This is a genomic window from Nocardia sp. NPDC055050 (genome assembly GCF_053608345.1).
Genome location: NZ_JBSGVG010000003.1, coordinates 164,620 through 183,165 on the forward strand (window position 1 = coordinate 164,620; position 18,546 = coordinate 183,165).

Genomic DNA, 18,546 nt, shown 5'->3' on the forward strand with positions numbered 1-18,546 from the left:
CGCGCGGGAGTGATGTGGTCGGGCACGTGGCGTTCCTAGCGTGAGTGACATGCCCACAGTCTCGAAAATCGCCGCCACGATCGCTCTCGCCGGAACCGTCGCCGGTGCCGGAATCGGTGTCAGCTCAGCCGACTCCGCACCGGCCGGTGCCGCGCAACGAGTCGCGGTGATCGGTCTCGGCGGCACCATCGCAGGCACCTCCGACCGGCGCACCGACCTCGAAACCTATCGGTCGGGCACCCGCCCGATCGCCGAACTCGTCGACTCGCTGCGCCCCGAAATCGGTGACGTCGCCGCCGTGACCACCGAGGACTTCGGGCAGAAGGGATCCGGCGAATACACCGTCGCCGACCTCTACGACCTGGCGCAACTGGTCGAACGTCGCCTCCGCGACCATGATTCGGTCGTGGTCAGCACCGGTTCGGCCACCATGGAAGAACTGAGCTACTTCCTCGACCTCACCGTGCGCAGCACGAAACCGGTGGTCGTGACCGGGGCGATGCGACCGTGGACCGCGATCGGCAGCGACGGACCGATCAACCTGTACAACGCGATCCGTCTCGCGGCGAGCAACCGCACCACCTGCTTCGGCACGGTCATCGCCCTCAACGAGCAGATCCTGCCCGCCCGCGACGCCACCAAAACCGACTCGACCCGCGTACACACCTTCACCACCCACGAATACGGCGACCTCGGCACCATCGACCAGGCGGGCATCCGCGTGCAACGCGCCCCCGCCCGCGTCCAACGCTGCGACGACCCCGCCCGCTGGACGACCCCGTTCGACCTCACCACGATCCCCCGCGACACCCTCCCCCGTGTCGACATCGCCCACAGCTACCTCGACGCCCCCGCCGAGCCCATCACCGCCGCCGTCGCCGCGGGCGCCAAGGGCATCGTGTTCGCGGGCACTCCGTCTCCGAGCCAGGCGAGCGCCGCGATGACGACCAAGGGCATCGCCCTGGTCGCCACCAACGGCTACGGCTCGGGCGCGATCACCGTGGACCCGAGTATGGGCGTCGTCAGCGGCGGCGACCTCGCACCCAAGAAGGCACGCCTGCTGCTCCTGCTGGCACTGGCCACAACCGCCGACCACGACCAGATCGTGGCCTGGTTCCGCGATTACGGCAATCAGCAGTTCTGAGCGGGCTATTTCCAGATGATCTTCAGCAGGGCCGGGGTGAGCACCATTCGGATGATCGTGGCGTCGATGATCAGGGCCACGATCATCCCGTAGGCGATGTATTTCATCAGCACCAGATCCGAGAAGCCGAACGCGCCGGTCACCACGATCAGGATCGCGGCCGCCGAAGTGATCACCCCGCCGGTGTGGGCCACGCCGTAGCGGATGGATTCGGCGGCATCGGCGCCCGCGGCCCGTTTCTCGGCGATCCGGGACAGCAGGAATACCTCGTAGTCGGTGGACAATCCGAAGATCACCGTCACGATCAAGGCCACTACCGCGAACATCAGCGGTCCCGGCGTGAACTGGAATGCCCCGGACCCATGCCCTTCCACGAAGATCCAGGTCAGCACACCCAGGGTCGAGACCAGGCTGAGCGCGCTCATCGCGACGGCCTTCACCGCCAGGATCACCGACCGGAACGCCACGATCATCAATGCCAGCGCCGCCGCGATCAGGATCGCCAACAGCAGTGGCAACCCGTCGATCAACCCGTTGATGCTGTCGCGTTCGAGCGCGGGGATGCCGGCGACCATCACCTGCACGCCCGGTGGGGCGGGCAGCGCACGCAGTGCGTCGATCACGCGGTCGGCGTCGCGTTTGTCGCCGAGCCCGGCGGAGAGCACGTTGACGTTGTCCTTGGTCGCCGCCGCAGGTTCGAACCGCCCGGTCAGTCCGGGAACCTGATTGGCCTCGAACCGGATATCGCTCAACTGCTGGGGTGAGGCACCGACCACGATCAGTTTCAGCGGTTCGGTGCGAAAACCGGGAAACAGGTGATCGAAGTCTTCCTGGGCCACCCGCGCGGGGTTGTCGGCCGCCAGGTATTTCTCGCTGATCCCACCGAACTCGATGTGGCGCAACGGAATACTCAGCGCGAGCAGTCCGAGCACGATCGGGATCACCACCGCCCACGGCCGTCGCATCGCCCACTGCGCCAGCCGGGAGAAGAACCCGGCATCGATCTCGGCTTCGGTCTTGCTGCGCGAGAAACGTTTCCAGCCCAGCCAGTCGATCCGGTGGCCGGCGATACTCAAGGCGGCGGGCAGCGCGGTGACCGACAGCAGCGCCGCCAGCATCACCGCGGAGATGCCACCGTAGGGCACCGAGCGCAGCACCCCGTTCGGGAAGATGAACAGCGCACCGAGGCTCAAAGCGATGATCGCCGCGGAGAACAGCACCGTGCGCCCCGCCGTGGCGACGGTCCGCGCGGTCGCGTCCTCGACCGATCGCCCGGCCGAGAGTTCCTCCCGGAACCGGGTCACCGTGAACAGTCCGTAGTCGATCGCCAATCCGAGCGCGACCAACGTCATCACCGCGCTGGCGAACACGTTGACCTCGATATGGGCGGTGAGCACCCGCAAGATCCCGGAGGTGCCGAGGATGGTGAGCCCACCGATCAGCACCGGCAGCAGTGCGCCGATCACCCCGCCGAACACGAAATACAGCAGGATCGCCACGATCGGCAAGGCGATGATCTCGGCGCGCTTGATGTCGTGCTGCATCCCGATATTGATGCCCTCGACCACCGGCTGCAGCCCTGCCAGCTGCACTGTCGTCCCGCCGGGCCCGGCGCCGGGGACATCGGCGTGCAGATGGGGTTTCAGCGCGAGGTAGTTGTTGACCGTCGCGGTTCCGCCGCCCCCGGCCAGCCCGATGCTGGCGAACGCGTGCTGTTTGGTCGGGTCGGAGGCATTGGCAGAGAAGGGGCTGTCCCAGTAGCTGTCGATCTTGTGGATGCGCTCACCGTGCTGTTTGCGCAGGTCGGCCAGGGCGGCCGTCACCGGTCCGCGGACGGCGGGATCGTCGACAGTGGTGCCGGGTGGGGCGGTGTAGATGACGATCAGATCGCCGTCGGTGTCGCGGCCGAAAATGTCATCGGCCAGTTTGGACGCCGCCACCGACTGACTCGACTCGTCGAACCAGCCCTCCTGGGTGTAGCGGTCGGCGAGGTCGCGACCGAACCACCCCGAGATCAGCACGGTCAGCACGAAGAAGCCGAGCACGAGGAATCGGTGGCGGTAGACGAACCTGCCCCACCGCATGGATCGAGATTCGCGCATCTCAGCCGCAGGCGGCGGTGCGGTAGTCGGCCGAGCGCAGGATGCCACACAGGTCGGTGCGCGAGATCTTCCACTTACCGTCGAGCAACACGAAATGCACGATGGTGGTGCGCACGTTGGTGCCCGAACCGTCCTTGTCCAGGCGCATGGTGGCGGTGAGTGTGCCGTCACGGTTGTCGAAGACCGGGTCGACGACGCCGTACACCGCGTGGGGGTTGTCGCGCAGCGCCTTGTACATGTCGGGGATGGCGTCGGAGAACGCGGCGCCGTCTTCGATCAGTTCGGTGCGTTCGACATCGGGCAGGTTGGGGTCGAGCGCGCGTTTGATCTGCGCGTCGAGCTGTTGGGCGGTCGGCAGCGGCACATTGGCCTTGCTGGCCGAGGTCGCGACGGAGGAAGCGAGGGAGGCGTTGGCCGAAGACCGTGCGGCGTCGACCGAGGCCTCGTCGGTGGTTCCCGCGCACGCGGCGAGGGCGACGAGGGCCGTGAGGCAGGCGGTGGCCGCAGCGGCCCTGGCGGAAAGTGTGGAAGACATCACCATCTACATACCATCAATGACGGCACTGATCCGTCCCAGGATGGCGCGAACTGTGGAGATGTCACTGGTTGCGGGCGCCTCGACAGGGTCGGCGTCGAGGAGTAGATCGCGCACGAAGGCGCTGACGCTGCGTTCGTCGCCGAGGTCGATGTCGGTCACCTGCGCCTGGGCTTGGGCCACCACGTCGTCGGATCTGGGCACCGCGTCGCCCAGGTCGGCGCGATAGATCTGCACCGTGAGGGTGGCGCGGTGAGTGCGGAAGGCGAAGGGGTGACCGTCGTCGGTGGTGCCGAAGCCGTGGGCGAACGGTCCCACAGAGATGTCATCGATGCCGAAACCCGCCGGTGTCCGGTCGGTCATCGTGGGGATCTCCTGCCGTTGCATGGCGATCAATTGCTCGACACGTCAACAGTAACGCGCGTCACCGACAGCTCCGACGCCAGATACCCGGTCGGAGCTACTGGTGAGTCATCATGGTCAGATGGTGATCAAGGCAGTCACCTCGTGCGGATTGAAGGAGTTCGGTGCATGCGCCCTCGTGGCTCGGTCGCCTCTGCGTTGGTCGGCGCGGCGGTTTTGGTGGTACTGACCGGGTGCAGCGGTGAAGACGGCGGTCCCGATGTGCCGACCAGGGCGCCCGCGACCGCGGCGGTCTCGCCCGCCGCGGTCGATCCCGCGGGGCGGGTCTTCGCCGCGGCCGCGACCAAAGCACTGCTCGCCGAACACTCGACCGGTCTGCTCGCCGCCCTCGATACCGCGGGCACCACGCTGTCGCTGATCGACCCCGCCGCACCGGCAACCTCACGCGCGGTCGCCCTCCCCGCCGCCGGCGCGGCGCTGGCTCAGGGCAGGCCGGGAGAGGTCCTCGTCGCCGCCCCCAACCGGGTTCTGCGGGTGGATGCGGGCACCGGCGCGCTCACCGAGACCGCTGTCGACGGTGACGTGCACAGCGTGCACACTCGCACCGACGGCACACTCGTCGTCGGCACCGCCGACGGCACCGTGCGCGAACTGAACGCCGACGGCACCGTCACCCGCACGATCACCGGTCTCGTCTCGGCCGACGCGATCGCGGTGACCGGCGAGAACATCACTGTGCTCGACCGCAAGCAAACCGCCGTCGTCGCGGTGCGCGAGGACGCGCTCGGCCTGATGCTGCGCGCGGGCGACGGCGCCACCAACGCCATCACCGACCCGCACGGCCGCATCATCGTGGCCGACACCGCGGGCGGTGAACTGCTGGTCTACTCGGCCGGTCCGCTCGTGCTGCGCCAGCGTTTCCCGGTATCATCATCGCCTTACGCGCTCGCTTACGACTCGCGGTCGGAGCTGGTGTGGGTGAGCGCCACGCTGAGCAACGAGGTCGTCGGCTACGACCTGTCGACCGGCATCGGTGTCGAGGTGGCCAGGCTGGCGACACTGCGCCAACCCGACGCGATCACCGTCGACGAACGCACCGGCGACCTGTTCGTCGCCTCGGCCGCGGGCGATGGCCTGCAGCGGATCGGCGTGCAAGAGCAAAAGAGAGGGCAGTGATGGCCACACCTCGCAATGCGCGCTCGGCGTTACCGCCGAGCTGGGAAACCAGCAACGACGACTACGAATACGTGCCCCTGCGGCTGCCACCCGAGGTCAACCGTGTCACCGCCTCGATGCGACTGGCCATCCAGGCCGAATTCGGTGGCTGGGAGTTGTCCCGGGTGCGCGCCTACACCGACGGCAGTCGCCGGGTGCTGTTGCGCCGCCGCAAGAATGCCGTCCTGCCTGTGCCCGAACCCGGATTGTGAGCCGACCATGTACGCCCTCCTGTTACGCCTGATGTTCCTGATCCCGCCGGAGCGGGTGCATCACCTGGTGTTCGCCGCGCTGCGTTTCGCCACCTGGTTCCCGCCGACGCGCTGGCTGGCCCGCAAGCTCACCGTGGTGGGGGACCCGATCCTGGCCACCACCGCGTTCGGTGTCGACTTCCCCGCGCCGCTGGGTCTGGCCGCCGGTTTCGACAAGAACGCCGACGGCGCGAATGCCTGGGGCACACTGGGTTTCGGATTCGCCGAGATCGGCACGGTCACCGCGCATGCCCAGCCCGGCAACCCCGCGCCGCGACTGTTCCGGCTGCCCGCCGACCACGCCCTGATCAACCGGATGGGTTTCAACAACCACGGTGCCGCCGCCGCGGCCGCTCGCCTGCACGGCGCGCGCCCCACCGTCCCGATCGGCGCGAACATCGGCAAGACCAAGGTCACCGAACCCGACGCCGCCGCGGGCGATTACGCGACCAGCGCCCGATTACTCGGTCCGCTCGCGGACTTCGTCGTCGTCAACGTCTCCTCCCCCAACACCCCCGGCCTGCGTGACCTGCAGGCCGTGGAGTCGCTGCGCCCGATCCTGCAGGCTGTGCTCGACAGCGTGTCGGTGCCGGTCCTGGTGAAGATCGCCCCCGACCTGTCCGACGACGACATCGACGCCGTCGCCGACCTCGCGGTCGAGCTGGGTCTGGCGGGCATCGTCGCCACCAACACCACCATCCGCCGTGACGGCCTGGCCACCCCGGCCGCCGAGGTCGAAGCCATGGGCGCGGGCGGGCTGTCGGGCGCCCCCGTGGCGGAACGTGCGCTGGAGGTCCTGCGCCGCCTCTACACCCGCGTCGGCGATCGGGTGGTCCTGATCTCGGTGGGCGGCATCGAAACCCCCGAGCAGGCCTGGGCCCGCATCCTTGCCGGGGCCACCCTGCTGCAGGGCTACACCGGGTTCATCTACGGTGGCCCCTTCTGGACCACCCGTGTCCACCGCGGCATCGCCGCCAACCTGCGCGCGGGTGGCTACGCCCGCCTGTCCGACGCCGTCGGCGCCGAGCACCGCGCCCACTCGGCCTGAGTTCTCAGCCGTAGTTCGCCTGGGGCGCCCGGTCGTCGTGCATCGATCGGGCCGGGCGTAGCCGGGACAGTTGCGCCGGTGGATCGTGCAACGACTCCCCTGCTGGCGCGTCGTCGCCGTCCCGGCGAGCGTCGATGCGCTTGGCGAGCTTGATCAGAGCCTGCTGCCAGATGATGCCGAGCAGATCGGCGCGGGCACTGATCTCGGCGTGCGCGAGCCGGTCGTGCACAGCGGCGAGATCGCTGACGAGTTCGTCGAGCTCCATGCCCGCCCAGGCCTGCTCACGGGTGAGGGTGTACTCGGGCAACCAGCTCAATCGCCAGCCGCCGGTGTCGGTTCGCTGGGCGAATTCCGGCGTGCGGTCGCTGCGTAACGTGTCGTCGGTGCCATGAATAACCATCGCGGACCTGCCTTCCCCGGCGGGGCGCTGCGCCCTCCCCGAGCGTCTGGCGGGGCATCCACTCCCCGTAATCCAGTGTGGCATTTGCCAATTGTCTTGGTCAATTGCCATTGTTAGTAGGTAATTGCCAGATTTCGGGCGTGGCAAACCCGGCATTGTGGCGATCGCAGTGCGGCGTCCGCCCCGATCGGGTGCGCGCCAGCCTCGACAAGTGGACGGGAGGCAGCATGCCGATGGTTCCCCAGGACGCCCGCGTCGCCGCGATCCGCTCCATCCTGGCCAGGCTGGGCAAGTACGCGGGCTTGAACGCAGAACGCCTGCGCCACACCGAGATCGACGCTGCGCCGCTGCTAGAGCTGCTGTCGGTGCGCCGGCACGCACGGCGTACCGGCGCCAGTGTCGAGGCCTCGATCCTGCCCGTGGTGCGCGAGGTCACGCAGTGGCTGGCGCCGACGGACCGGCTGATCGTGGACGCGGCACTCTCGCTCGGGCTGTTCCGCGACCGCTCCGGCGTGGGTGTCGATGTCGAACGCCTGTACGCAGACAACCTCGGGGAACGTCGAGAGGCCTTGACCGAGCAGTGGATCGCGCTGCACACCCTGCTCGATGTCGACCCCGTTCCGGAGGCTCCCACTGTCAAACGGTTGCGTACGGTCTCCGAACACAACGCCTTCACCGCGCTCGCCGGGCTGCTCGCCACCGATTCCGGCTATCCGATGGCCGGACCCTCCGTCGCCCAACCCACCGCCGTGCCCGCGCAACGCGGTGTCGTCACGGTCTTCGGTGACGCCGTCATCGATCACCTCTACCGGGTCGACTCCTTCCCGGCCGCCGACAACGCGGCCAGCGGCAGCTTTACCGGGCACCCCGGCGGCAAAGGGCTGAACCGGGCGGTCGCGGCAGCCCGTCTCGGCATCGGCGTGCATCTGGTCTGTGCCGTCGGCGGCGACGAATACGGCCGTCGCATCCTCGAATTCATCGAATCCGAACGCGTCCACCTCGACCTGGTCAAAGTTGTTCCGTTCGCGACGTCGCTGGTCACCGCCGTGGTGATCACCCCCAACGGCGAAAGCCGGATCATCGGCTGCCGTGACAATCGCGTCCAGCTCCAAGACGAAGACCTCCACCGTCCCGAACTCCGCGCCGCCCTGGAAGCCTCGGATGCGGTGATCCTGAGTTTCGAACCGCCACCTTCGGTGATCGAGCAGGTGCTGTCGATGGTGTCGCAGATGCGACCCAAACCACCCGTTATCGTGTGTCCGACACCGGCCATGCCGGTGCCGCAGAGCCTGTATCGACATCTGGGTGCGGTCGACTACCTCGTCGGCGCGGCCGCGGACCTCGACGCGCTGCTGCCCGATGTATCCGCCGAATCCGCCGCCGATATCGCCCGGCTGTTGCGTGGCCTCGGAGTCGGTACCGTGTGCACAGTCGAGAACTTCCGGTGTGTGGTCGCCTCCGACACGATCGAGACAGTCATCGACCATTTCCCGCAGGTACTCAAGGCCTCGGTCGGTGCCGCCGCCGCCTTCACCGGCGCGCTGGCCTATCGTCTCGTCAATTCCGGAACCCCGCTCACCGCAACTGATTTCGTGTGGGCGACCGCGGCGATGATTCCGACCCAGAATCTGGGCGCGGTGGCGGTGTCGATGCCGAGTGCCGAGGAGATCGACCGCATCGTGCGCCTGTACGCGCCCCCGGCCTGATCCGGGGGTAAGGTCGCGACATTCAGCTCACGCCTGTCCGGCATCGGCGCCTTGTCGCCCTGTCCACGCACGGAGGATCGTTGACCATTCTGTCGTTCGGCGGTGCCAGGACCGGGGAAACCGGTGCCGATACCGCACACCGACTGGGTCGCCAAGGCAAGCAGCTACCGATTCGGGTGATCGAGATCCCGGACCGCGACGACGGCGGGCACCTTTTCCTCTTCGGCGAGCCCCGCGACGGCTGCCTCGTGCGGGTGCACTCGCGATGCCTCTACGGCGAGGGTCTCGGCTCCGACGACTGCGACTGCGGCGGGGAGCTCACCGAGTCGATGGACCGCATCCAGGCCGAGGGCGCCGGTGTGCTCGTCTACCTCGAACAGGAAGGTCGCGGGGCGGGCCTGATCTGGAAGGCCCGCGGCTACCGGGAGAGCGAACAGTCCGGCACCGACACCTTCGACAGCTATCGGCGCCTCGGCCTCGACGCCGACACCCGCCGCTACGAGCCCGCCGCGCACGCTCTGCGCGACCTCGAACTCACCCGGGTCCGGCTGCTCACCAACAACCCCGACAAGTGCCGGGCGCTGACCGAGGCCGGGATCACCGTCGAGCCCGTCGCCCTCACCATCGCCTTGCACTCCCCGCGCGGCAGGCAATATCTGCAGGCCAAACGGCGCCACCGCCAGCACACCATCCCCGCCGATCCGCTCGCCGACGAGCAGCGATCGGAGCGGGCGCGGTCGTGGTGGCGACCACGAGGTCGCCGGTAACCCCCCTCGTAATCCCGTATGTCCGGTTACGATAAGTGAGCCACGCCACTGTTGCCGCCCCTGTCTCGAGACAACGAGGCAGTTTCGCTCGCATTGGCTCGGCGTCCAGCTCGGCCTATGGGAACAGGGATATGACAGACATCGGTTTCGCGCACGCATCCGGGGTCACGGTGCACACCGTGCCCGCCGCCTTCCAGCAGACCGCCGCGTTGCGGCCCGACCAGATCGCCTTGCGCACGGTCGGTGGCACCCAGGAGATCACCTGGGCCGAATATGCGACGAGGGTGCGCGCACTGGCCGCCGGGTTGGCGAAACTCGGTGTGCGTCACGGTGACGCGGTCGGCATCATGCTCACCAACCGACCCGAGTTCAACCTGATCGACACAGCCGCCCTGCACCTGGGCGCCATCCCGTTCTCGGTGTACAACACCAGCTCCACCGAACAGATCGCGCACGTGTTCGCCAACGCGGGCAACACGGTGGTCATCACCGAGCAGGCGTTCCTCGACACCATCCGCGCCTCGGGCGCCGAGATCGAGCACACCGTCATCGTCGACGGCACCGCCGAGGGCACCGTCACGTTGGCCGAGCTCGAATCCGATCCCGCACCGGACTTCGATTTCGACGCGGCCTGGCAGGCGGTCCAACCCGGCGACCTGGCCACCCTGATCTACACCTCCGGCACCACCGGCCCGTCCAAGGGCGTCGAGCTCACCCAGAGCAATGTGATCGCCCAGGTCGTCGGCCTGGTCTCGGGTCCGCTGCCGGTCGGTTTCGACGACCGCGCGGTGTCGTATCTGCCCGCCGCGCACGTCGCCGACCGCATCTCCGCGCATGCGATGAGCCTGCTCACCGGCATCCAGATCACCACCGTCACCGATCCGCGGGAGATCGCCGCCGCTCTGCCGGACGCCCGTCCGACGGTGTTCTTCGGTGTGCCGCGGGTGTGGCAGAAGATCAAGGCGGGGATCGAGAACAAGCTCGCGGTCGAGCCGAGCCCGGTCAAGAAGGCACTGGCCAACTGGGCGATCGGTGTCGGCGTCGCGCAGGCCAAGGCGAAGCTGGCCGGTGAGAGTTCGCTGGTACTCGGCGTGCAGCACAAGATCGCCGACACGCTCGTGCTGGCGAAACTGCGTGACGCGCTCGGGTTCGCGGAGCTGAAGTGTGCGGCCTCCGGTGCCGCGCCGGTACCGCCGGAGACCCTCGAGTACTTCCTCGGCCTCGGCTTCGCCGTCACCGAGGTGTGGGGGATGTCGGAAACCGCGGGCGTCGGCACCTACACCGAACTCGACAAACCGCGCCCGGGCTCGGTCGGCCGGGTGATGGACGGGTGCGAACTGCGTCTCGACGCCGACGGTGAAGTGCTGCTGCGCGGCCCGATCATCACCCCCGGCTACCGCAACATGCCCGACAAGACCGCCGAGGCGATCGACGACGACGGCTGGCTGCACACCGGCGACATCGGCACCCTCGACGCCGACGGCTACCTGCGCATCGTGGATCGCAAGAAGGAACTGATCATCAGCGAAGCGGGCAAGAACATCGCCCCCTCCAATATCGAGAACGCCATGAAGGCGGCCTCGTCGATGATCGGCCAGGCCGTCGCGATCGGCGAGGCCCGCGCCTACATCACCGCCCTGATCATGCTCGACCCCGACGTCGCGGCCTTGCGCGCCAAGGACTTCGGCGCCACCGACGCCACCCACGCGGAACTGGCCCGGCGCAAGGAGATCGTCGACGAGGTCAGGGAAGCGGTGCTCGCGGGCAACCGCAAGCTCTCGCGGGTGGAGCAGATCAAGCGTTTCGTGATCGTCGAGAACCTGTGGGAGCCCGGCGGTGACGAGCTGACCCCGAAGATGTCGCTCAAGCGGACCCCGATCTCGAACAAGTACGCCGAGACCATCGCCGAGCTCTACGCCGCGACCCCGCCCGAGCATGTCGTCAACGTGAAGTAGTTGCGAAAACGGCGGTGGCCCTGGAAGTCTCAGGGCCACCGCCGTTGCGCGTTCTCAGTTCTGTTCGTAGGTCCCGATCAGGGTGGCCCTGGCCAGGGTGTGGAAGAACAGGTTGAACCCCAGGTAGGCGGGCGTGGCGTCGGGTCCGACCTCGAGTTCGGGCACGTCGACGGCGTGCACGACCACGAAATACCGGTGTGGACCATGGCCTTTCGGCGGTCCCGCACCGACGAAGCCGGGAAAACCACCGTCGTTGCGCAAGTTCACCGCACCGGCGGGCAGGCTGCCGCCTTCGCTGCCCGCACCGGTATCGAGGGTGGTGACCGATGCCGGAATATTGGCCACGGCCCAGTGCCAGAACCCCGACGCGGTCGGTGCGTCCGGGTCGTACACCGTCACCGCGAAACTCTGCGTGCCCTCGGGGAATCCGGACCAGCTCAGCTGCGGCGAGATGTCCTTGCCGCCGGCACCGAACACTCCCGACACCTGATCGTTGGCCAAGGGCTGACCATCGGTGATGTCGGCGGAGGTAACGGTGAACGAGGGCACCTGCGGCAACGCGTCATACGGGTTGTAAGTCATCGAGGACCTTTCGGGTCGAGGTCAGCTGTGCAGAAGGAAGTGTTCCAGCACCCGGGTGCCGAATTCCAGTGATGCCACCGGCACCCGCTCGTCCACCCCGTGGAACAGGGCGGTGAAGTCCAGCTCGGGAGGCAGCTGCAACGGTGCGAAACCGAAGCAGCGAATCCCCAAGCGGGCGAACGCTTTCGCGTCGGTGCCACCCGACAGCATGTAGGGCACGGTGCGGCCGTCGGCGTCGTGGGCCAGGACCGCGTCGTTCATGGCGTCGACGAGGTGGCCGTCGAAGGTGGTCTCGTAGGAGTCGAGTTTGGTGATCCATTCCCGCTCCACGTCGGGTCCGATCAGCTCGTCGACCTCACGTTCGAACGCCGCCTGCCGTCCCGGCACCACCCGGCAGTCGACCACGGCCTCCGCGGTCTGGGGGATGACGTTGGCTTTGTACCCGGCCTGCAGCATCGTCGGATTCGCGGTATCGCGCAGGGTGGCGCCGATGATGCGCGAGATGGTGCCCAGCTTGGCCAGCTGACCTTCGATATCGGGTCCGTGCGGGTCGAACGCCAGCCCGCTCTCCTCGCTGACCGCGGCGAGGAACTCGGCCACCGAGTCCGACAGCACCACCGGGAAGGTGTGGCGGCCCAGGCGCGCGACAGCTTCGGCGAGGATGGTGACGGCGTTGTCCTCGTGCAGGAACGACCCGTGCCCGGCGCGGGCCTTGGCACGCAACCGCATCCAGCCCAGGCCCTTCTCCGCGGTCTCCACCAGGTAGAGCCTGCGTTCGGTGCCGTCGGGGCGGGGCACGGTCAGCGAGAACCCGCCGACCTCACCAACGGCCTCGGTGACACCGTCGAACAGGTCGGGCCGGTGCTCGACCAGCCACTGCGAGCCCCATTTGCCGCCGTTCTCCTCGTCGGCCAGGAACGCGAACACCAGATCGCGCGGCGGAACCGTGCCCTCGGCCTTGAACTGGCGGGCCAGCGCCAGCGTCATCCCGACCATGTCCTTCATGTCGATCGCGCCGCGCCCCCACACGTAGCCGTCGCGCACCGCGCCCGAGAACGGGTGCACGCTCCAGTCGGCGGCCTCGGCGGGCACCACATCGAGGTGCCCGTGGATCATCAGCGCCCCGCGGCTGGAATCGGCGCCCTTCAACCGCGCGAACACGTTCCCGCGCCCGGGCGCACCGGATTCGACGTATTCGGTCTCGTAACCGACCTCGTGCAACTGCTGTGCCACCCACTCGGCGCACGCACGCTCACCTTTGGTGGTGGACAGCTCCCCGGTGTTGGAGGTGTCGAACTGGATCAGCTTGCTGACCAGCTCCACCACCTCGTCTTCCGCGCGGGACCGCCCGTTCGAACCAGAATTCTCGCCAGATGCCGACACGTCCCCTTTCCTACCACCATTCGCGCACCCGTCGCGCCACCTGCCGCCCTCAGGACCCTTGCGCCGCTGCTCGCGCGCCGAACTCGGCGTGAGCAGAACTAGGAATTCGCCTGCGTCCCGGTGGCGTGCTTGGCTGTTGTGATGCGAGCGCAGGTTGTCCGAGTCGGTGTCCGCGTGCTGGCCGGTGCCGCGACGGCGATCGGCGCTGCCGGGGTCGCCTTGCATTTCATCCGCTGGCCGCTGGAGCCGCTCGTCCTCGCGGCTTCGGGGGCGCCCTATCTGATGGGCGGTGCGGTGCTCGGCGTCGCCGGTTTCACGGTGACCAGGCAGTGGATCGCGACCGGTGTGGCCGTGGTGGTGGCGGGCGCGGGGATCGCGACACAGGTGCCGCTGTATGTCGCACAGAACGGTGGTCGGGGACAGCCGATCGTGGCGATGCAGGCCAATCTGCTCTTCGACGGTGCCGATCCGCGGGCGCTCGTCGACCAGGTGCGTGCGCGCGACATCGCCATTCTGACCGTCAACGAGCTCACCCGCGCGGCCGTGGCGAGCTTGTCGCAGGCCGGCCTCGACGAGTTGCTGCCCCACCGCTACCTCGCACCGGGCCAGACTGCCAGCGGTACCGGTATCTGGAGCCGATTCCCATTGTCGGACACCGTCGAATACGACGGCTACGTCCTCAATCAGATCTCGGCCACCGCCACCGTCCCCGAGCTCGGCCCGGTCGCGATCTACGCCTTCCATCCCGTCCCGCCCGTCTACGACACCGGTGTCTGGGCCGACGAGCTCGCCCGCTTGCACGAGATCCTGCGCCTGTCCCCCACCGATCGCCCCGTGATCGCCGGCGGCGATTTCAACGCCACCTACGACCATGCCCGCTTCCGCGCCCTGGCGTCGGGGCGTTTCGCCGACGCGGCGGTCCAAGCCGGCGCGGGTCACCTGGTCACCTACCCGACCGACAAGGCCATCCCGCCGCTGGTGGGCATCGACCATTTCCTGCTCGCGAATGCCCGCGCCACCAGCGTCGAAACTGTCGCCGTACCCGGCGCCGATCACCGAGCGCTGGTGGCGCGGATAGTCCTCACAGCCAAGGGTTAGACCCGGTATTCGGCTGTTGCAGAACGTATTTCGGCGGGCCGGAGACGACCCGGCGGCTGGCAGGCGATGCACGGGGTCGCGCGATCGCTACTCGCGTTCGGCGCTGCGTTCGGCCAGGCGCACTCGCCACTGCTCCATGGCCTGACGCAGTGCCGCGCCGACGATGGCGACGAACTCGGCGGATTGTTCGAAGCGGGCGCCGGCCGGGGTATCGGGGCCCAGGATCTCGACGCCGCGCCGGGTCATGGCCGACAACGAGTTCTGCATCTGCACCGAGGCGACGAGGTTGCGCAGCCAGATGTCGTCGTCGACGAGGTAGCGCTCGCGCCGTTCACCGGGAACCAGTTCTCGGCGCAGCATGCCCTGCTGTTCGAGAAAAGCGACCGCGTTGGAGATCGAGGCCGGGCTCACGCGTAGTCGCGCGACCAACTCGGCGGCGGTGAGCGCTCCGGAGTCGGTGATCTGCAGGCAGGCAAGCACTCTGGCTTCCATCCGGGGCAGACCCTGTTCGATGAGCAGCGCGGTGAACGACTCGGTAAAGTCGGCGACCGCGCGGGGGTCGCGCCCGTAACCACCGTCGGGGATCGGTGGCGCGAGCGGTTGGGCCTGCTTGTGGCGGCGTGCGCGCTGCTGGGTGGCTGCCTGCGCGCGTTCGGCCCGGTAGTCGTCGGGTCCGCCGTTGCGAGTGACTTCGCGCATGATCGTCGAGGCCGGCCGGCCGAGCGCGCGCCCGATCTCGGCGTAGCCGAGTCCGTCCGCGAGCCCCGCGGCGATGTGCTGACGGTCCGCGTCGGTGAGTCTGCCTCCGGGCATCGCTGCTGGTCACCTCTCTGTCGACCGGTACGAAGCGGGTGGCCCGCACCACGCCCAGTATGCATTCACCTTCATTTCATTGCAAAGCGCAACGCACGAGCCCGTTGCATTCACGCTCATTGTCATTGCACTATCAGCGCTTTATCGTTCTCTACCACGCATTTTCACTCAAGTTGACTGTTGACAGATGAGTGAACGCAATCTACCTTTTAGTCATCAGTAAATGCCGAACACCGCAACGCAAGGACACGACAATGACTTCCTCGAACCCCACCAGCACCATCGCCCCCTGGACCGGCATGGTGACAATCGACGACACCGAACTGGCCGTCACCGACACCGGCGGCACCGGAACCCCGGTGGTCTACCTCAACGGCCAGTTCGCCACCCAGGGCTACTGGCGCCGGGTCATCGCCGACCTCGGCCCCGGCTACCGTCACATCACCTTCGACGAGCGGGCTCGCGGCAAGTCCAAGAAGTCGGCCGACTACTCCTTCGACACCTGCGTGCGCGATATCGACGCGATCCTCGCGGCCAGAGGTGTCACCGAGAAGCCGATCCTGGTCGGCTGGTCCTACGGTGCCTACCTCGGGGCGCACTGGACCAGCCGCAACCCGGCCGGCGCGCTCGGCGCGGTCCTCGTCGACGGCGCGTTCCCCTACGACTGGCTCGACGAGGCGATGGAGCAGCGCATCCGCAAGCTGTTCAAGCGGCTCAGCTGGGTGCTGCCGCTGGCTCGCCCGACCGGGCTCGCGCCCCGTTTGACCGCACAGCAGCAGGCCGACAGCAATATCGAACTCGGCAAGCTCTCCAGCGTCAGCGCACTGGGTCCGGTGCTGAATGCCATCACCGTCCCGGTGCGGTATGTGGTCGCTTCGGGAACCTCGTTCGGCAGCCGTGGCGACGAGCAGGAGAAGATCCGCGCCGGACTGGACGCGGTGCTCGACAGCAACCCCAACATTCGCGTCAGCGCCAAAGTCGCCAGCAACCACGGCGCGATCCTGCGCAAGGACTTCCGCGCCATCGCCGACGCCGTCCGTGAGATCGAGACCACCGCCTCGCGCTGACTCGGTACCGATTCCCTTCCCCCACAAGCAGAACCCCAAGGAGAAACGCCATGTCTGTCACCCTCACCGCCCAGGAAAAGATCACTGTGCGCACCGCCGCATACGGTGCGGTCTCCCTGCTCGCCGCCGCGGGCGGGGCTACCGGCAAGCCGCACAAGATCGCCACCACCGGCACCATCGCGCTGTCGTCGGCGACCGGTGTGGTCGGGCACGTGCTGGCCGAGAAGTCCGGGCACATCGCACTGAGCGGCTCCTCGGTCGCCGAACTCGCCGATCAGGTATTGCCCGCCCTCACCGCGGCGGTGAGTCTGCTCGGCCGGTACGACCCGGTGGAGGCCGAGAACTTCCGCAACACCATCGCCGTCGCCCTCGACACCGCCCAGCTCTACCAGACTCGGCCCAACCCGACGATGGTCGACATGACCCGCAAGATCACCGGAGCACTCGCCGCCGCGTGATGAGATACCCACTCGCGCAACCACAGCCGTGTCACAGGGCCCGTGACACGGCCACCGTGGTGTGCCGGGTGATCACCGATCGACGACAGCGCCCTCGCGCGCGGCGAGCACCATATCCACCCGCGCCTCCATCGCCTGACCGGCCGCACGCAACGGTTCGGCCGAACGTAGTGTGCGGCCCAGAATGAATGCCCCTTCCAGCGCGGCCAACATCGCCAAGATCAGCTCGCGTGCCGCGGCTTGCCCGACGCCGCGTTCGACGAAATACCGTGTGCCCTGGTCGATCCAGTCCCGCACGACCTCCGCGGCCACCTCCCGCAAAACCGGTTCGCTGTCGGCGATCTCGCCCGCGACGGTGCCGACGGGGCACATGTTCATCCACCCCGACTCCTCGAGTGTGCGCGCAGCGTCGTCGAACGCGGCGGGCACGGCCACCCGCAGATCCTCGTGCGGGTCCATCAGCAGCGGTAGCAGCTGGATGTAGGCCGCGCCGGTGCTGCGCAGCGCCTCGGCCGCGATCTGCACTTTGCCCTGCGGAAAGTGGTGGTAGAGCGACCCCATCGGCGCCTCGGCGGCGGCGGTGATCTGTTTGACGGTGATCGCGCTGTAGCCGTGGACACGCATCAATTCCGCGACCGCGGTCACCAGTCGCTCGCGGGTACTCGTTGACATCTGCTCGCTCACTCCACCAGACTAGAGCAAACACGCTAGAGCAAACGCTCTAGCCGTGGAGGGCAAGGGAGGATGTCATGGCGACCGTCGAACTCGATGCGGGCCGGATCCACTACCGCGAACACGGCGAAGGACCCCCGGTGGTCCTGCTGCACGGACTGTTGATGAACCACACGGTCTGGGACTCGATCCTCGACCACCTGCCCACCGGCTTCCGCTACGTCCTGCCCGACCTACCACTGGGCGCCCACCCCGAACCCCTGCGCCCGGGCACCGACCTGAGCTTGCGCGGCCTCAATCAGCTCGTCGCCGACTTCCTCGCCGCGCTGGACCTGCACGACGTCACCCTCGTGCACTCCGACTGGGGCGGGGCCCTGTTCCTCACCGCCTACGGCCTCGACGAACGAGTCGGGCGCTTGATCATTTTCCCCAGCGAAGCCTTCGACAACTTCCCGCCCGGCCTCCCGGGCAAAACCGCCACGCTCGCCTCGGCCCTGCCCGGCGGCATCACCCTGGCCTTGCGCCAGATGCGCATCGGCTGGCTGCGCCGCAGCCCCGTGATGTTCGGCTGGATGGCGAAAACTCCCCTCCCCGACGCCCTGGTCCACGCCTGGACCGAACCGGGCCTGCGTGACCCCCGCATCCGCGCCGACCTGCTCGCCTACACCCGCTCCGGCTTCGACAAGCGCGAACTCGTCACCAACACCGAAGCCCTGCACCGCTTCTCCGGCGAAACCCTTGTCCTGTGGTCGTCCGCGGGCAAAGTCATGCCCCGCTCCCACGGCCACCGCCTGGCGGCACTGATTCCCCGTTCCCGCCTGGTCGAAATCGACCACGCCTACGTTTTGTCGATGCTCGACCAACCCGCCGCCGTCGCCACCGCGATCACCGAATTCCTCGCCACCTCCGTGCCACCCGGGCGTGACCTACATCACTGATCGATCCTGTCAGGGTTTCGGCGGCCGTCTCGTTCAGAAGGCACGCGAA

Annotated in this window: 19 protein-coding genes; 11 read left to right on the plus strand and 8 right to left on the minus strand. The window is 67.9% G+C overall.

Annotated features, from left to right (window positions below; all coding sequences use genetic code 11):
• The first annotated feature begins 49 nt into the window (after nt 1-49).
• A complete protein-coding gene (locus ACWGCN_RS05300) occupies nt 50-1,144 on the plus strand; it encodes an asparaginase (RefSeq protein ID WP_452460462.1) in 1,095 nt (364 codons plus the stop codon).
• A 5-nt stretch (nt 1,145-1,149) separates the two neighbouring features.
• Here the strand turns inward: ACWGCN_RS05300 and ACWGCN_RS05305 are convergent, their stop codons facing one another.
• From ACWGCN_RS05305 to ACWGCN_RS05315, 3 genes are read right to left on the minus strand one after another with little or no spacing between them, the layout of a single operon-like run.
• Entirely contained in the window at nt 1,150-3,228 is a 2,079-nt protein-coding gene (locus ACWGCN_RS05305; protein ID WP_378991843.1) for an MMPL family transporter, read from the minus strand.
• Nucleotides 3,229-3,247: 19 nt separating this feature from the next.
• Nucleotides 3,248-3,781, minus strand: coding sequence for a hypothetical protein (locus tag ACWGCN_RS05310; RefSeq protein WP_378991844.1), 534 nt, complete (start codon nt 3,779-3,781; stop codon nt 3,248-3,250).
• A gap of 6 nt (nt 3,782-3,787) precedes the next feature.
• On the minus strand, nt 3,788-4,144 hold the full coding sequence (locus ACWGCN_RS05315; RefSeq protein ID WP_378629053.1) for a hypothetical protein: 357 nt from the start codon (nt 4,142-4,144) through the stop codon (nt 3,788-3,790).
• A gap of 168 nt (nt 4,145-4,312) precedes the next feature.
• Between ACWGCN_RS05315 and ACWGCN_RS05320 the strand changes: the two genes are divergently transcribed.
• The 3 genes from ACWGCN_RS05320 to ACWGCN_RS05330 are packed head-to-tail and all read left to right on the plus strand — an operon-like array spanning nt 4,313 to nt 6,658.
• Complete coding sequence (locus ACWGCN_RS05320; protein ID WP_452528970.1) at nt 4,313-5,320, plus strand: YncE family protein; 1,008 nt, start codon at nt 4,313-4,315, stop codon at nt 5,318-5,320.
• Nucleotides 5,320-5,571, plus strand: a complete 252-nt coding sequence (locus ACWGCN_RS05325) for a DUF5703 family protein (protein ID WP_378652767.1) — start codon at nt 5,320-5,322, stop codon at nt 5,569-5,571. The genes ACWGCN_RS05320 and ACWGCN_RS05325 overlap by 1 nt, the downstream gene beginning before the upstream one ends.
• Before the next feature lie 7 nt (nt 5,572-5,578).
• Entirely contained in the window at nt 5,579-6,658 is a 1,080-nt protein-coding gene (locus ACWGCN_RS05330) for a quinone-dependent dihydroorotate dehydrogenase (protein WP_378991846.1), read from the plus strand.
• 4 nt (nt 6,659-6,662) lie between these two features.
• Here the strand turns inward: ACWGCN_RS05330 and ACWGCN_RS05335 are convergent, their stop codons facing one another.
• Nucleotides 6,663-7,058, minus strand: a complete 396-nt coding sequence (locus ACWGCN_RS05335) for a hypothetical protein (protein ID WP_378991848.1) — start codon at nt 7,056-7,058, stop codon at nt 6,663-6,665.
• Nucleotides 7,059-7,285: 227 nt separating this feature from the next.
• On the opposite strand from ACWGCN_RS05335, the gene ACWGCN_RS05340 reads away from it, so the two are divergent.
• The 3 genes from ACWGCN_RS05340 to ACWGCN_RS05350 all read left to right on the plus strand — a co-directional run bounded on the left by ACWGCN_RS05340 (nt 7,286) and on the right by ACWGCN_RS05350 (nt 11,486).
• Nucleotides 7,286-8,764, plus strand: a complete 1,479-nt coding sequence (locus ACWGCN_RS05340; RefSeq protein WP_452460407.1) for a PfkB family carbohydrate kinase — start codon at nt 7,286-7,288, stop codon at nt 8,762-8,764.
• A gap of 80 nt (nt 8,765-8,844) precedes the next feature.
• Nucleotides 8,845-9,531, plus strand: a complete 687-nt coding sequence (gene ribA, locus ACWGCN_RS05345) for a GTP cyclohydrolase II RibA (RefSeq protein WP_378991850.1) — start codon at nt 8,845-8,847, stop codon at nt 9,529-9,531.
• A gap of 131 nt (nt 9,532-9,662) precedes the next feature.
• Complete coding sequence (locus ACWGCN_RS05350; protein WP_452460406.1) at nt 9,663-11,486, plus strand: AMP-dependent synthetase/ligase; 1,824 nt, start codon at nt 9,663-9,665, stop codon at nt 11,484-11,486.
• A gap of 54 nt (nt 11,487-11,540) precedes the next feature.
• Here the strand turns inward: ACWGCN_RS05350 and ACWGCN_RS05355 are convergent, their stop codons facing one another.
• Together ACWGCN_RS05355 and ACWGCN_RS05360 are read right to left on the minus strand one after the other, a co-directional pair.
• Complete coding sequence (locus ACWGCN_RS05355) at nt 11,541-12,068, minus strand: YbhB/YbcL family Raf kinase inhibitor-like protein (RefSeq protein ID WP_378991852.1); 528 nt, start codon at nt 12,066-12,068, stop codon at nt 11,541-11,543.
• Between the two features lie 21 nt (nt 12,069-12,089).
• Entirely contained in the window at nt 12,090-13,451 is a 1,362-nt protein-coding gene (locus tag ACWGCN_RS05360; protein ID WP_378991853.1) for a M20/M25/M40 family metallo-hydrolase, read from the minus strand.
• Between the two features lie 141 nt (nt 13,452-13,592).
• Between ACWGCN_RS05360 and ACWGCN_RS05365 the strand changes: the two genes are divergently transcribed.
• A complete protein-coding gene (locus tag ACWGCN_RS05365; RefSeq protein ID WP_378991855.1) occupies nt 13,593-14,549 on the plus strand; it encodes an endonuclease/exonuclease/phosphatase family protein in 957 nt (318 codons plus the stop codon).
• Nucleotides 14,550-14,636: 87 nt separating this feature from the next.
• Here ACWGCN_RS05365 and ACWGCN_RS05370 read toward each other — a convergent pair whose 3' ends face one another.
• On the minus strand, nt 14,637-15,362 hold the full coding sequence (locus ACWGCN_RS05370) for a GbsR/MarR family transcriptional regulator (RefSeq protein ID WP_378991856.1): 726 nt from the start codon (nt 15,360-15,362) through the stop codon (nt 14,637-14,639).
• Between the two features lie 254 nt (nt 15,363-15,616).
• Between ACWGCN_RS05370 and ACWGCN_RS05375 the strand changes: the two genes are divergently transcribed.
• Both ACWGCN_RS05375 and ACWGCN_RS05380 read left to right on the plus strand, forming a co-directional pair.
• The gene (locus ACWGCN_RS05375; protein WP_378991857.1) at nt 15,617-16,429 is read left to right on the plus strand and encodes an alpha/beta fold hydrolase; all 813 of its coding nucleotides are present in this window, start codon (nt 15,617-15,619) and stop codon (nt 16,427-16,429) included.
• Nucleotides 16,430-16,479: 50 nt separating this feature from the next.
• Nucleotides 16,480-16,887 (plus strand): hypothetical protein, encoded by a 408-nt coding sequence (locus ACWGCN_RS05380; RefSeq protein ID WP_378991858.1) that lies wholly within the window; start codon nt 16,480-16,482, stop codon nt 16,885-16,887.
• A gap of 72 nt (nt 16,888-16,959) precedes the next feature.
• On the opposite strand, the gene ACWGCN_RS05385 is transcribed toward ACWGCN_RS05380, so the two are convergent.
• The gene (locus ACWGCN_RS05385; RefSeq protein WP_452460342.1) at nt 16,960-17,571 is read right to left on the minus strand and encodes a TetR/AcrR family transcriptional regulator; all 612 of its coding nucleotides are present in this window, start codon (nt 17,569-17,571) and stop codon (nt 16,960-16,962) included.
• A gap of 65 nt (nt 17,572-17,636) precedes the next feature.
• On the opposite strand from ACWGCN_RS05385, the gene ACWGCN_RS05390 reads away from it, so the two are divergent.
• Nucleotides 17,637-18,497, plus strand: a complete 861-nt coding sequence (locus ACWGCN_RS05390) for an alpha/beta fold hydrolase (RefSeq protein WP_452460343.1) — start codon at nt 17,637-17,639, stop codon at nt 18,495-18,497.
• Nucleotides 18,498-18,546 lie beyond the last annotated feature (49 nt).

What these genes read in the sequence shown, in the direction of transcription:
- ACWGCN_RS05300 (WP_452460462.1), top strand. Translation starts at nt 50, where the DNA reads ATGCCCACAGTCTCGAAAATCGCCGCCACGATCGCTCTCGCCGGAACC.
- ACWGCN_RS05305 (WP_378991843.1), bottom strand. Translation starts at nt 3,228, where the DNA reads ATGCGGTGGGGCAGGTTCGTCTACCGCCACCGATTCCTCGTGCTCGGC.
- ACWGCN_RS05310 (WP_378991844.1), bottom strand. Translation starts at nt 3,781, where the DNA reads ATGTCTTCCACACTTTCCGCCAGGGCCGCTGCGGCCACCGCCTGCCTC.
- ACWGCN_RS05315 (WP_378629053.1), bottom strand. Translation starts at nt 4,144, where the DNA reads ATGACCGACCGGACACCGGCGGGTTTCGGCATCGATGACATCTCTGTG.
- ACWGCN_RS05320 (WP_452528970.1), top strand. Translation starts at nt 4,313, where the DNA reads ATGCGCCCTCGTGGCTCGGTCGCCTCTGCGTTGGTCGGCGCGGCGGTT.
- ACWGCN_RS05325 (WP_378652767.1), top strand. Translation starts at nt 5,320, where the DNA reads ATGGCCACACCTCGCAATGCGCGCTCGGCGTTACCGCCGAGCTGGGAA.
- ACWGCN_RS05330 (WP_378991846.1), top strand. Translation starts at nt 5,579, where the DNA reads ATGTACGCCCTCCTGTTACGCCTGATGTTCCTGATCCCGCCGGAGCGG.
- ACWGCN_RS05335 (WP_378991848.1), bottom strand. Translation starts at nt 7,058, where the DNA reads ATGGTTATTCATGGCACCGACGACACGTTACGCAGCGACCGCACGCCG.
- ACWGCN_RS05340 (WP_452460407.1), top strand. Translation starts at nt 7,286, where the DNA reads ATGCCGATGGTTCCCCAGGACGCCCGCGTCGCCGCGATCCGCTCCATC.
- ACWGCN_RS05350 (WP_452460406.1), top strand. Translation starts at nt 9,663, where the DNA reads ATGACAGACATCGGTTTCGCGCACGCATCCGGGGTCACGGTGCACACC.
- ACWGCN_RS05355 (WP_378991852.1), bottom strand. Translation starts at nt 12,068, where the DNA reads ATGACTTACAACCCGTATGACGCGTTGCCGCAGGTGCCCTCGTTCACC.
- ACWGCN_RS05365 (WP_378991855.1), top strand. Translation starts at nt 13,593, where the DNA reads ATGCGAGCGCAGGTTGTCCGAGTCGGTGTCCGCGTGCTGGCCGGTGCC.
- ACWGCN_RS05370 (WP_378991856.1), bottom strand. Translation starts at nt 15,362, where the DNA reads ATGCCCGGAGGCAGACTCACCGACGCGGACCGTCAGCACATCGCCGCG.
- ACWGCN_RS05375 (WP_378991857.1), top strand. Translation starts at nt 15,617, where the DNA reads ATGACTTCCTCGAACCCCACCAGCACCATCGCCCCCTGGACCGGCATG.
- ACWGCN_RS05380 (WP_378991858.1), top strand. Translation starts at nt 16,480, where the DNA reads ATGTCTGTCACCCTCACCGCCCAGGAAAAGATCACTGTGCGCACCGCC.
- ACWGCN_RS05390 (WP_452460343.1), top strand. Translation starts at nt 17,637, where the DNA reads ATGGCGACCGTCGAACTCGATGCGGGCCGGATCCACTACCGCGAACAC.